Annotated in this window: 14 protein-coding genes; 11 read left to right on the forward strand and 3 right to left on the reverse strand. The window is 54.6% G+C overall.

The features are described 5' to 3' along the window. The first annotated feature begins 22 nt into the window (after positions 1–22). From ACWI0H_RS07685 to cysN, 6 genes are all read left to right on the forward strand, one after another. On the forward strand, positions 23–682 hold the full coding sequence (locus ACWI0H_RS07685) for a hypothetical protein (protein ID WP_339886209.1): 660 nt from the start codon (positions 23–25) through the stop codon (positions 680–682). A gap of 72 nt (positions 683–754) precedes the next feature. Next, positions 755–1,447, forward strand: coding sequence for an NUDIX domain-containing protein (locus tag ACWI0H_RS07690; RefSeq protein WP_485875820.1), 693 nt, complete (start codon positions 755–757; stop codon positions 1,445–1,447). 28 nt (positions 1,448–1,475) lie between these two features. Continuing rightward, positions 1,476–1,922, forward strand: coding sequence for a DUF1249 domain-containing protein (locus ACWI0H_RS07695; protein WP_176304173.1), 447 nt, complete (start codon positions 1,476–1,478; stop codon positions 1,920–1,922). Continuing rightward, positions 1,922–2,668 (forward strand): metallophosphoesterase, encoded by a 747-nt coding sequence (locus tag ACWI0H_RS07700; RefSeq protein WP_485875821.1) that lies wholly within the window; start codon positions 1,922–1,924, stop codon positions 2,666–2,668. The genes ACWI0H_RS07695 and ACWI0H_RS07700 overlap by 1 nt, the downstream gene beginning before the upstream one ends. A 161-nt stretch (positions 2,669–2,829) precedes the next feature. Beyond that, positions 2,830–3,867, forward strand: coding sequence for a sulfate adenylyltransferase subunit CysD (gene cysD, locus ACWI0H_RS07705; RefSeq protein WP_485875822.1), 1,038 nt, complete (start codon positions 2,830–2,832; stop codon positions 3,865–3,867). Further along, positions 3,867–5,309, forward strand: a complete 1,443-nt coding sequence (gene cysN, locus ACWI0H_RS07710) for a sulfate adenylyltransferase subunit CysN (RefSeq protein ID WP_336273000.1) — start codon at positions 3,867–3,869, stop codon at positions 5,307–5,309. Before cysD ends, cysN begins: the two co-directional genes overlap by 1 nt. Positions 5,310–5,390: 81 nt before the next feature. On the opposite strand, the gene ACWI0H_RS07715 is transcribed toward cysN, so the two are convergent. The 3 genes from ACWI0H_RS07715 to ACWI0H_RS07725 are packed head-to-tail and all read right to left on the reverse strand — an operon-like array spanning position 5,391 to position 7,686. Next, a complete protein-coding gene (locus ACWI0H_RS07715; protein WP_336272999.1) occupies positions 5,391–6,200 on the reverse strand; it encodes an ABC transporter substrate-binding protein in 810 nt (269 codons plus the stop codon). 53 nt (positions 6,201–6,253) lie between these two features. Beyond that, positions 6,254–6,985, reverse strand: coding sequence for an ATP-binding cassette domain-containing protein (locus tag ACWI0H_RS07720; RefSeq protein WP_336272998.1), 732 nt, complete (start codon positions 6,983–6,985; stop codon positions 6,254–6,256). Continuing rightward, a complete protein-coding gene (locus ACWI0H_RS07725) occupies positions 6,982–7,686 on the reverse strand; it encodes an ABC transporter permease (protein ID WP_485875823.1) in 705 nt (234 codons plus the stop codon). The genes ACWI0H_RS07720 and ACWI0H_RS07725 overlap by 4 nt, the downstream gene beginning before the upstream one ends. A gap of 170 nt (positions 7,687–7,856) precedes the next feature. Here ACWI0H_RS07725 and ACWI0H_RS07730 point away from each other — a divergent pair, with 170 nt between their 5' ends. The 5 genes from ACWI0H_RS07730 (at position 7,857) to ACWI0H_RS07750 (ending at position 12,725) form a co-directional block, all read left to right on the forward strand. After that, positions 7,857–8,744 (forward strand): substrate-binding domain-containing protein, encoded by an 888-nt coding sequence (locus tag ACWI0H_RS07730; RefSeq protein ID WP_485875824.1) that lies wholly within the window; start codon positions 7,857–7,859, stop codon positions 8,742–8,744. Between the two features lie 109 nt (positions 8,745–8,853). Then, on the forward strand, positions 8,854–9,417 hold the full coding sequence (locus tag ACWI0H_RS07735; RefSeq protein WP_485876176.1) for a type 1 glutamine amidotransferase domain-containing protein: 564 nt from the start codon (positions 8,854–8,856) through the stop codon (positions 9,415–9,417). Next, on the forward strand, positions 9,417–10,535 hold the full coding sequence (locus tag ACWI0H_RS07740) for an App1 family protein phosphatidate phosphatase (protein WP_485875825.1): 1,119 nt from the start codon (positions 9,417–9,419) through the stop codon (positions 10,533–10,535). The genes ACWI0H_RS07735 and ACWI0H_RS07740 overlap by 1 nt, the downstream gene beginning before the upstream one ends. An 84-nt stretch (positions 10,536–10,619) precedes the next feature. After that, positions 10,620–11,294, forward strand: a complete 675-nt coding sequence (locus ACWI0H_RS07745; protein WP_485875826.1) for a zinc metallopeptidase — start codon at positions 10,620–10,622, stop codon at positions 11,292–11,294. A gap of 129 nt (positions 11,295–11,423) precedes the next feature. Beyond that, the gene (locus ACWI0H_RS07750) at positions 11,424–12,725 is read left to right on the forward strand and encodes an IS1380 family transposase (protein ID WP_035565795.1); all 1,302 of its coding nucleotides are present in this window, start codon (positions 11,424–11,426) and stop codon (positions 12,723–12,725) included. Positions 12,726–12,834 lie beyond the last annotated feature (109 nt).

Here is a 12,834-nt window from a genome sequence, read left to right on the forward strand (position 1 = left end):
CAATAATAATTCAGGAGCATGTATGCGAACTCTCTCTTTTTTACCCATGTCTTTACCACGTTCCCTGATCGCCGCCGCGATGGGCACCGCGCTGGTGCTGTCACCGTTGACCGCGACCGCCTTCGAAGGCGAGCTGTTTTCACTGAAAAATCGCTGGGAGCATACCGTGACAGAAATGCCTGCCAATGAGCGGGAAAATACGTTGAAAGCGTTGGCAGGCGAAGTGGAACAATTGGCTGAACAGCACAAAGATGAAGCAGATGTACTTGTCTGGCAGGGCATTATTTTGGCCTCCTATGCCCGGGAAAGGGGTGGCTTGGGTGCGTTGGGAACTGCAGGTGATGCGCGCGATGCGCTAGAGGAAGCGATTGGAATCGATCCGCAAGGGTTGAGCGGTTCGGCCTACGTCACGCTAGGCGCGCTTTACGACCGGGCGCCGGGTCGGCCACTCGGGTTCGGTAATAGTGAGACGGCTGAACGCATGTTTCAGCGTGCCCTGGAAATCCGCCCGGACGGTATCGATGTTAACTACTACTATGCCGCTTTCTTGAAAGAAGAGGGCAATGAGCAGGCAGCGCGTGAGCACGCCCAGCGGGCGGTTAACGGCACTGCTCGCGAGAACCGGCAAGTCTCGGATGAAGCGCTGCGTCGAGATGCCGAGACGCTGCTCAATCAGCTTTAATCCGCTAACTGGATTGGCATTCCCGGTGGCAAGCACTGATAATAGAGCGATTGTCACCACCGGGAGTGCCCCATGGCGTCTAGCCCTAAAAACGCTGAGTTTGGAAGTTCTCCATCTCAAGAGGCCCCTTTTCGAAGCACATCGCTTAGCGTTCCGCAGTTAAAGCGCGGTGATGTTGAGCTGCTCAAGCGTGAGGCGTTGCATCAGGGGTTTTTCCGCCTGGAAGGCCTAGAGCTTCGTCACCGCCTATTCGAAGGTGGCTGGAGCGAACCAATACGCCGAGAAGTACACAGCCGTTTTGATGCAGTGGGTGTGCTGCTTTACGACCCCGCCCGCGATTTAGTGGTGTTGATTGAGCAGTTTCGCGCAGGCGCCATCGATGATGCCGTGTCTCCCTGGAAGCTCGAACTGGTGGCGGGCTTGGTGGAAGATGGCGAGTCGCTGGAAGACGTGGCCCGCCGTGAAGCGTGGGAGGAAGCGGGTTGTAAAGTGGCCGAACTGACCAAATTACATACTTATTATCCAAGCCCTGGCGCCTGCAACGAGCAAGTGACCCTATTTTGTGGTTTGGTGGATTGCCAAGGGCTAGGCGGGATTCATGGCTTAGACGAAGAGCATGAGGACATTCGGGTGCATGTCATGCCGTTTGCCAATGCCTGGGAACTCTTGACGCAAGGACGACTCGACAACGCCATGTGTCTGATTGGGCTACATTGGCTTAATAGCCAACGAGCCTCACTTCGCGCCGTTTCACAGCGGCGATGACACAAAGCGAAACAAACGAGGAGTGAATATGGCGAGAACGGCCTATGTCACCGATTTAAAATCGCTCCAAGGGGAGTGCAGCGCCAATTATTTGCGTTTGGTGCGCCTGGTGGGCGATATGGAGGCCGGCCAGCGCCGTGATATTGCCCTGCGCGGTGATAAACAGCATTTCGGTGACCTGCACCTCTATATTCAAGAGCAGGCGCCTTATACCACCATGGTGAATGTTTCCCAGACTGGCCCGCTAGACACCGTTATCGAGGGGCCGCGCATGCGTGTGCATCTCTATCACGATGTCCGCATGGCGGAAGTGACCGACTTTCAGCGCGAGCGCCATTTTAGCGGCCGTTATCGATACCCGAACGCCCGCATGCATCAACCGGATGAAAAGCTCCAGCTCAACCGCTTCTTGGGCGAGTGGTTGGCTCACGGCCTTGCCCACGGCCACACCATTGACGTGCCGGAGATGCCCTGATGCGTGTGGTTCAGATTACCGACGCTCATCTCTATGCAGACACCGAGGCTCGCTCCCGCGCAGGTATTCCCTGGCGGCAGTTTCAGCAGGTAATCAGTGCCGTTGTGGCTGAGCAACCTGATATCGTGCTGTTTACGGGTGATGTCAGTCAGGATGAGTCCACTGCTTCTTACGCCTTGGCGGTGCAGGCGATGGAGCAGCTGCCTTGCCCTTGGTACTGGCTGCCAGGTAATCACGATCAGCCCGAGTTCATGGCTGTCGAGCGTCCGCTGGTGGATAAAGTCGACTTGAATGCCTGGCACATCCTGCTGCTCAATACCCAGGTAGAGGGCAAGCCTTACGGTGAACTCGGGAGTGAGCAGCTTGCTGCGCTGGCGGAACGTTTGCAGGCTGACACTCGGCCAACCTTGATTGCCATGCACCACCCGCCGGTGAATGTGGGGGCAGTGTGGATGGATGCCATTGGCCTTCAGGATCGTGATGCTTTTTGGGAGCTGCTAAGCAAGCATGCGCACGTTCACATCATCCTGTTTGGCCATGTACATCAAGCCTACGCCGAACACCGCAGCGTGGGTGAGACCACTATTGACGTTTACGGTTGCCCAGCCATGGCGGATCAGTTCCTGCCCGGTGCCGAGCACTTCGCTATTGATGAAGCATCCCGCCCTGGCTACCGCGTTATCGATTTACAGTGGAGTGAGCGCCTAGGCAGCGAGTGGCAGAGCTGGATTGAGCGTATTGATTGACAGATCGGTTCCCTTACTTAGTCTTCGTTAGGTGATTAAGGAATAAAAAGATAGTTATTAATTCTTTTGGGTTATTATCGTCTCGGCGTTACCCTACCCGCATTCGAACATAAAATACTTCTAGCTTGTGTAACGAGCTTGTTCTTGCGAGGTAAGGGGCTATGACCCAATTGTCTACACTGTCTTTAAAGGAAGGGTCTTCAAAGGAACGGTCTTCAAAAGAGCAGTCTTCAAAGGCAAGTTCTTCAGAGACGCGATCTTCAGCGCCACAGCAGGAGGCTTTTAGTGCTCCTGATGCCGCGCGCTTGACCCACCTCAAGCAATTAGAAGCCGAATCTATTCATATTATCCGTGAAGTCGCCGCTGAGTTCTCCAACCCAGTGATGATGTACTCCATAGGTAAAGACTCGTCGGTCATGCTGCATCTAGCGCGTAAAGCCTTTTATCCAGGTACACCGCCATTCCCGCTGATGCATGTAGATACAACCTGGAAATTTCGCGAAATGATCGAGTTTCGTAACCGCATGGCAGAAGAAGCGGGTATGGAGCTAATCGTGCATACCAACGAAGAGGGGCGGGCGGCCAATATCAACCCGTTCGATCACGGTAGTGCCAAATACACCGATATCATGAAAACCCAGGCGCTCAAGCAGGCGCTGGATAAATACGGTTTTGATGCAGCCTTTGGTGGCGCCCGCCGCGATGAAGAAGCCTCGCGTGCCAAAGAGCGCGTTTACTCGTTTCGCGATAAATACCACCGCTGGGATCCCAAGAATCAGCGCCCAGAGCTTTGGAACGTGTATAACGCCAAGGTCAATAAAGGCGAATCAATCCGCGTATTCCCGCTCTCCAATTGGACTGAGCTGGATATCTGGCAGTATATCTATCTGGAATCGATCCCCATTGTTCCTCTTTACTACTCTGCCAAGCGCCCGGTAGTCGAGCGCGACGGTATGCAGATTATGGTCGATGACGACCGCTTGCCTTTAGCGCCTGGTGAAGTGCCGGAAGAGAAGTCGGTGCGGTTTAGAACGCTAGGCTGCTACCCGCTGACCGGCGCTGTGGAATCGGAAGCTGCGACGCTTCCGGAAATTATTCAAGAGATGCTGCTGACTCGAACCAGTGAGCGAAGTGGTCGTGCCATTGACCGCGATCAAGTAGGTTCGATGGAGAAGAAAAAGCGCGAGGGGTACTTCTAATGTCTCATCAATCCAATTTAATCGCTGATAATATCGAGCAGTACCTACACGAGCATGAAAACAAAGATCTACTGCGCTTTATTACTTGCGGCAGCGTGGACGACGGAAAATCGACGCTAATCGGTCGCATGCTCCATGACTCAAAAATGATCTTTGAAGATCAGCTAGCGGCGATCACTCAGGCCTCTAAAACCAGCGGTACTACCGGTGATACCGTTGATTTGGCGCTATTAGTGGATGGCTTGCAGTCAGAGCGCGAGCAGGGTATCACCATCGATGTGGCGTACCGCTTTTTCTCTACCGATAAGCGCAAGTTTATTATTGCCGATACGCCTGGGCACGAGCAGTACACGCGCAACATGGCCACCGGTGCTTCCACCGCCAGCCTGGCGATTATTCTGATCGATGCCCGCTACGGGGTACAGACTCAGACCCGGCGCCATAGCTTTATCGCCGATCTGCTGGGTATTCAGCATCTGGTGATTGCGGTTAACAAGATGGATCTGGTGGGATTCTCCGAGCAGCGTTTTAATGAAATTGTTGCAGAATACCGTGCCTTTGCTGAGAACCTGCAAGCGCCGGATATTCGCTTTGTGCCAATGTCGGCGCTCAACGGCGACAACGTAGTGAATCGCAGCGAACAAACACCCTGGTATTTTACCAACAATTACCAAGGGGAAACGCTGATCGAGCTATTAGAGAGTGTCGAGATCACACGCGATCAGAACCTCAGCGATCTGCGTTTACCGGTTCAGTACGTTAACCGGCCCAATCTCGATTTTCGTGGCTACTGCGGCACCCTGGCTGCAGGTGTCATTCGCCCTGGGCAGGCGGTCAAGGTGTTACCTTCGGGCAAAACCTCTACCGTGGCGCGGGTCGTTACCTACGATGGTGATCTTGCCGCCGCTTATCCAGGCCAAGCAATTACTGTGACCTTGGAAGACGAAATCGATATCTCCCGCGGTGATTGGCTGGTGGCAGCGGATAGCGAATTGCCGCTTTCCAATACTTTCAAAGCCGATATTGTCTGGATGCATGAAGAGGTGTTAACGCCAGGCAAGCTTTATGATTTTAAGTTGGCGACGCGCGATCTTTCCGGGCAGGTAAGCGCCATTGATTACCAAATCGATGTCAATACGCTGGAAAAGCATATGACGCATTCGCTGGGCCTTAATGCGATTGCTCGCTGTGATGTGGAATTGACCGCGGCCATTCCGGTGGATAATTATCGCACCAGTCCTGGCACCGGCAGCTTTATCATCATTGATCGTCTGACCAATGTCACCGTAGGCGCCGGGATGATTCGTGGCACGGCAAGTGAGGTAGGCATTGCCACGCAGTCAACCGATTGGGCCGCCTTTGAACGCGAACTGAATGCGCTGGTGCGTAAGCATTTTCCCCATTGGGAAGCCAAAGATATCAGCGGCTTATTCAACCGCTAAAAAGCTTTGACACACCAGCACAGCGCCAAACACAACGGCCCGCTTTAAAAGCGGGCCGTTGTGTTTGGATGAGTTTAAATATTACTCAGCGTTAGGGAAAAACAGCTGCTGGCCGTCTACCTCAAAATCCGCAATCGCTTGCTGACCCTCTTCAGAGACCAACCACTCGTGCCACTGAGCCGCAAGATCGTGTTTCAGATCTGGGTGGCGCTCTTCAGAAAGCAGTAGGCTGCCGTACTGGTTAAACAGCGCTTCGTCGCCTTCAAACAGCAGCGTCAAATCCTGAGGATTTTCAAACGCGACCCAGGTGGCACGGTCGGTAAACGTATAGGCATCCATACCCGCCGCGGTGTTCAGTGTCGGCCCCATGCCGCTGCCCAGCTCACGATACCACTCGCCCTCAGCCGTCACTCCCGCATCTTCCCACAAACGCAGCTCAGCGCGGTTAGTGCCGCTGTCATCGCCGCGCGAAGCAAACGGGGACTCGCTTTCCGCTATGCGCTGCATGGCCTCAATGACGTTTTCACTGTCACTGATGCCCGCCGGGTCATCACTCGGCCCAACGATAACGAAGTCGTTGTACATCACGTTCAGGCGTTCAGTGGCATAGCCCTCCGCCACAAACTTCTCTTCACCCGCAGTGTCATGCACTAAAAGACTATCGGCATCGCCACGGCGACCGATTTCAAACGCCTGGCCGGTGCCGACAGCCACCACACGAACCTCGATGCCCGTTTCTTCGGTGAAGGTGGGGATGATCGCGTCGAACAAACCTGAATTTTCAGTGGAGGTGGTGGAAGCCAGGGTGATGTAATCATCGGCCGCCATCAGCGTGCCGCTAAAGGTCATACCCAGGGCGCCTGCCGTTATCAATGCGGTGGATTTCTTCATTTTATTGCTCCTTGCTCATTTTTGATTAGTCACAGAGTTCATGCTTTTCAGGGTTACCAAACCAGCTCACCCCGAATAAATGCCCCTGCCTCGGGTGAAGAGGGGGCAGTAAAAAAATCATTGGCTGGGGTATGTTCGAGTAATTCGCCGTTATGTAAAAAAAGCACATCGTTGGCTAAGCGACGCGCTTGATGTAAATCATGGGTAGTCATCACGATACGGGTACCGCTGTGATGGAACTCAAGCACCGCATCTTCCACTGCTTTGATGGCAGCGGGGTCTAGCGCGGAGGTAGGCTCGTCTAGAAACAGCACTTGGGGATTGAGCAGCCATGCTCGCGCCAGCGCCAAGCGCTGCTGCTCGCCGCCGGAAAGTACCCGCGCCGGGCGTCTGGCTAAATGGGCTAAGCCAAACTTCTCAAGTGCACTCATTGCCTGCGCTTTACGAGATAGTCCTTTTAGCTCGGGGCGCGGCGTTTTGTTGATGGCTAGCACAAAGGTGAGATTGTCCAGCGCTGAGCGACGCAACAGCACCGGGCGCTGAAACACCATGGCTTGTGGAGGTGGCTCGCCTTGCCAACGAACCGTGCCGTTAGTAGGCGTTAACAGGCCGTGGGCTAAGCGCATGAGTAGGCTTTTTCCCGCGCCGTTAGGGCCCATAATTAGCGTTCGCTGGCAGCCTGCCAAACGCAGGGTGGTTGGCTTGAGCAGCGTGTGACCACGATGAATAAAACTCACACTATCGAGTTCCAGTGCCGCGACGGGAGGAGTGTGGTGTGCATTCATCCCAACCGCCTTTTCGCCGTTTCGCCGATGACATGGGCAATTGCGTTAATCATGGTGACTAGAGTGAGCAGAATAATCCCCAAACCCAACGCCATGGGCAGGTTGCCCTTGCTGGTTTCCAGCACGATGCTGGTAGTCATTACACGCGTAACGCCATCGATATTGCCACCCACGATCATTACCGCGCCTACTTCCGCACTGGCGCGGCCAAAGCCAGCTAAGATCACCGTCAATAGCGCAAAGCGGGCATCCCACAACAGGGTAGGGATCATGCGGCTGCGTGTTAGACCCAAGGAGTTCAACTGTTCGGCATACTCGCCATGCAGTGCCTCGACTTGTTGGCGAGTAAGAGCGGCGATAATCGGCAGTACCAGAATCACTTGAGCGATGACCATCGCCGTGGGGGTAAACAGCAATCCCCATTCACCCAGCGGCCCTGCGCGTGAAAGCAGCAAATAAACGCACAACCCCGCAACCACTGGCGGTAAGCCCATCAGGGCATTAAGGGCGACAATCACCACGTTACGCCCGGGAAAGCGCCATAACGCGAGGGCGGCACCTAAGGGCAGTGCCATTAGGCTGGCGATAAACACCGCCATCAGCGATACCTGCAGTGAGAGCATCACGATGGAGATTAGCGCGCTGTCCATACTCAGGATTAGGGTGAGAGCCGTACTAAAAGCGTTGTCACTGGTCAGCATTGAGCGTCGGTTTCACTTTTGTATGTAGAGCTGTTGTAGGAAACTGTTGTTCGAAGATTGGCATGATGTAACGAAAAATGACTTAATGCACGGCGTCCTGAAATTTATGCAGTCGTATGCAGTGAAAATACAAAAAGGGTTTGCATTTTATCCAGTGGGGCTACCTTGCGATGTCTAAATCACATGCTTACCTGACCACCGCAGAAGTCGCTGACTATTTGCGCTTAAAAGAGCGCAAGGTGTATGACTTGGTACGCCAAGGCCAGATCCCCTGTAGTCGGGTCACGGGAAAGTTGCTGTTTCCCCGGCAACAGATCGATTTATGGGTGCTGAACCACTTGGAAGGCGATCAGGCACAGCGTTTATCGGTGCCGCTAGTAGCGGCCGGTAGCCAGGATCCGCTGCTGGAGTGGGCTATTCGGGAAAGCGGCTCTGATTTGGCAATGCTCTGCCAAGGCAGTGGCGACGGCGTTCGGCGGTTACTTGATGGCAAGGCGATGCTGGCGGGTATTCATCTGCTGGATGCTTCTACTCAGCGTTATAACGAACCCAGCGCGCTCGGCTTAAGCGGCATGCGTGATCTATTGATAGTGCACTGGGCAAAGCGCCGCCAAGGGCTGCTTTTACCCGCAGGCAACCCAATGAGCATCACCGGGCTAAATGATTTAAAACGGCCAGGGATCCGCGTGGCGCATCGCCAGCCCGACGCTGGAGCAGCACGCTTGCTGCACTGCTTGCTACAACAAGCCGGCATTGAAAGCTCAGCGATCAACTGGGCGCCACATGCCTCCTTAAGTGAAGATGATTTGGCGCTTAGCATTGGTCAGGGCGAGGCGGATGTTGGGCTGGGGGTTGAAGCCGCCGCCCATCGCCAGCACCTCGGCTTCGTGACACTTTGCGATGAGCCGTTTGATTTAATCATGCAGCGGCGCAGTTATTTCGAACCTTCAATACAGCGACTATTGGCGTTTGCTCAGCAAGCGCGTTTCGCCGAGAGGGCAACACAGCTGGGGGGGTATGATATTGCCGAACTAGGAAGGATTGTGCATAACGCCTAGCGCGCTATTCGCTAATCTGCGGTGTCAGTAGGAGAGCTTGACCCTGATTCAATATACGCCACACTAGTGAGGCGTTACTAACGCAAATCATCACGAAAAGGAGAGCATGATGAAACAAGCACTGAACGGTAAACGTGTTGCTATTTTAGCCGCAGATGGTTTTGAAGAGTCTGAGCTGAGCGTACCGCGTGCCGCCTTGCAGAAAGAGGGTGTCGAGGTTCATGTGGTCACCCCCGACGGTAAAGGTATTCGCGCCTGGGCGGAAACCGACTGGGGCGACACCTATGAAGCCGATAAAGCCCTGGCTGATGCCACTGAGTCTGACTATCACGCCCTGGTACTTCCCGGTGGTTTATTCAACCCCGACGAACTGCGCATCAACGACGATGCCTTGAGTTTCGTTAAAGGGTTTTTCCAGGCAGGTAAGCCTGTTGCCGCTATCTGCCATGCGCCGTGGATTTTAATTAATGCGGGCGTGGTTGATGGCCGCCGCATGACCTCGGTACCCAGTGTCGCTCAAGATTTACGTAATGCTGGCGTCGAGTGGGTCGATGAGCCAGTTGTTGTGGATAGCGGCCTGGTGACCAGCCGGACGCCAAAAGACTTGGATGCCTTTAACGCCAAGTTACTCGAAGAGCTGCAGGAAGGGCGTCACTCCGGTCAACACGCTTGATGAGCGTATTGCGCCAGTGGGCAAGCTTTGTCAAAAGGCTTGTCCACGTTATTGCCAAACCCATCAAAGGAGACAGTAGCCGCGGCGGGATGGTCGTTCACCCTTACCGTGGCTATGGCTCCCAGCGTGAAGTTTTTGTCATGGGCCGGGTGTTTCGCCAAGCCGCTCTAGGACGAGCCATTCCTCGCCATGGCATGCTACGCGATACTGCGGACGTAGCGCGGCGCGTTTTACGCCGGGGGCTGGCCGATGCGCAGGTAGAAATTCACATCGGCGAAAATAAGCTCTGCGTCGGCACGGATCGAGATGGCTACTTCGACGTCCACTTACCGATTAGTCACACCCTGCCCATTGATGTCTCCTGGCACCGCGCCGATATTCTAGTGCACTGCTCGGGGCAGACGCCGGTGCGTACTCACGTAGAAGTTTACGTACCTCCGCCAGAGGCGGATTTGCTGATCATCAGTGATATTGATGACACCGTTATGTTTACCGGGGTGGCGGAAAAGCTCAAAATGCTTTACCGCTTATTTGTTAAAAAACCTCATCGCCGCACCGCCTTTCCTGGTGTTGCGCCGCTTTATCAAGCTTTACATCGTGGCGTTAGTGAGCGCGCCGAGCGGCCCATTTTGTATGTATCCCGTGGCCCTTGGGCGATATATGAAATGCTGGAAACCTTTTTTCAAATCAATCGCATCCCCGTTGGGCCGATTATTTTTTTACGCGAATGGGGCATCTCTTTGCGCAAGCCTTGGCCGCGCCGTGCAGAAGAGCATAAGCGTGACCTGATCGACCGTATGTTGACGCTTTATAATGATATGCCGTGTATTCTCATTGGCGATAGCGGTCAACACGATCCAGAAGTGTATACCGAGATAGTGAAAGCCTACCCAAATCGGATTAAAGCGATTTATATTCGTCAAGTGGATAAAAACCCCAAGCGCGAGCAGGCGATCCAGCGGTTGCGGGATGAGTTGGCCGGCACCCAGTGTGATTTAGTGCTCGCCGCGGATAGCGTGCTGATTGCCGAACACGCCCACGCCCAGGGCGATATCTCTGCCCACGGCTTAGCGGCAGTACAGCGCGAAGTTGAGGAGCAACGCAACGATCCCGCATAACGCTGTTGCCAAGTCAGCCCCCATGGTAAAAGTACGCTACGAAGAAGTGTGTTTAACGACGGTTGTTTGTAGATAGGGGCTGCCATGGTTGTTGTGCTGATCATTTTTGCGCTGGCGGTGTTTGTGCTCCCCAATGTTTGGGCCAAGTGGGTGCTTAAACGCCATACCCGCGGTCGTGACGATTACCCGGGGACGGGTGCAGAGCTTGCCGATCATTTGCTGCGCCGACTGGGGATTGAGGGCGCCAGCGTTGAGCGCACTGAGTTTGGTGACCACTATGACCCTGAAACCCGCTGCGTACGTCTTTCTCCAGATAACTACGATGGGCGTTCGCTAACGGCTGTCACGGTGGCTGCCCACGAAGTAGGGCATGCCATTCAGCATCACCAGGGTTACGCGCCGCTACTGGCCCGTAGCCGCTTAGTCGGCGTTGCCCAAAAAGCCGAAAAACTTGGGGCTGTGCTGATGATGGCTGCGCCTTTTCTGTTTTTATTGACGCGTCTGCCGGGTGGTTTAGCCATTGTGATTGCCATGGCGGTGATCAGCTTTGGCACCGCGGCAATGGTTCATTTGGTGACCCTGCCAGTTGAGTTTGATGCCAGCTTTAACCGGGCGTTGCCGCTGCTAAAAGAGTATGTGCCGCCTTACGATATGCCCGGAGCCCGACACGTACTCACCGCTTGCGCCTTTACCTACGTAGCCGCCTCGCTGGCCAGCGTCATGAATCTTGGGCGCTGGCTGGTGATTTTGCGGCGGTGAGCGTGTATTGAAGCTGTGTTTGCAGTGTCACTAACCCGGATTTCTCACAGGGTATAAAAGAAAGCGGCTGAAAGTGCTATGATTTCAAGAACCTAACCAATCCATCAAGCACCAACAGCCGCTTCCAAAATGGTACCTGAAAAGCTGACCTTCTCGCCACTCTCACGCCGCCAAATTGAAGCCGACTTCTCCGGGGGCCACATTACGTCGGACGCCGGATTACTCCTGCTTCGTGAAGTCGATAAACAGCATCGCCTGACACGCCGCTTGGCCGCCGTGCTTCATGATCCCCGCGCACCGGAACAGGTTCGTCATAAGCTCGACACTTTGGTTCGTCAGCGGGTGTTCGGTGTCGCCGCTGGCTATGAAGATTTCAACGACCATGAGGCCCTGCGCTATGATCAGGCCCTTCAGACAGCGCTCGGTGAAGAGGATACGCTGGCAGGCAAGTCGACGCTGTGCCGGGTGGAGCAGAACGCCGATCGGCAAGCAATAGTGAAGGCCCATGAGTTGCTGTGGCATCACTTCATTGAACAGCATGACGAACCACCAAAGGAGATCGTGCTGGACTTTGATGGCACCGACATCCCCGTGCATGGCGAGCAACCCGGCAAGTTCTTTAACCGTTATTACGATCACCACTGCTACTTCCCACTGTATGTCTTCTGTGGGCGCCACTTACTGGTGAGCTATCTGCGCACCAGTGACCGCAGCGACAGCCGCCATAGCTGGGCGATCCTCGCCTTACTGGTACGCTTTATCCGTCAATACTGGCCCGATACGCGCATCGTGTTACGAGGTGATAGCCACTTTTGTCGTCCCCGGATGCTGAACTGGTGTGATCGGCATCACGTCGACTACATCGTGGGAATCGCCAAGAACAGCCGGCTGCTCAAGGAAGTGGACGTGCCCATGATGCTGGTGCGCAAGACCCAATGGCAGGTGGGAGGGAAAGTAGCGGGGACGTTCCGCTTCCAGTATCAAGCCCACTCCTGGAAATACTCACGCTGGGTGGTGGCCCGCCTAGAAGAAGGCGAGTTAGGCTCTAATCCCCGGTTTATCATCAGTTCCCGTTACGATGATGGCTTCAAGCTTTACTACGAGCAGTACTGTGCCCGGGGTGACATGGAGAACCGGATCAAGGATCAACAACTGAGCCTGTTTGCTGACCGGACCTCCAGCACGCACTGGTGGGCCAATCAGTGGCGGCTGATCTTGTCGGGCTTCGCTTATACGCTGTTCGAGCGGTTACGGACTTATCTGAAGCACACGCCCTTCGCGCGCATGAGTCCGAGCAACCTGAGGCTCAAGCTCATCAAAGTAGGCGCGGTCATCATCCGCAATACGCGTCGAATCCGAGTACTCATGAGTGACAGCTACCCCTATAAAACGGCGCTATCCGATCTCGTCAGGCGGTTGGTTCCTAACTGACTGCTCGGGCGCCCCCGGCCCGAAGCAATGGGGGAAAGGGGGAAGTGTGTCTGAACGCCGGAAAGTGGTTAAAAAGTAGCCGATGTAAGTCGAGCCAGTAGGTGTTTAG

The sequence above is a fragment of the Halomonas sp. NYA30 genome (genome assembly GCF_976980765.1).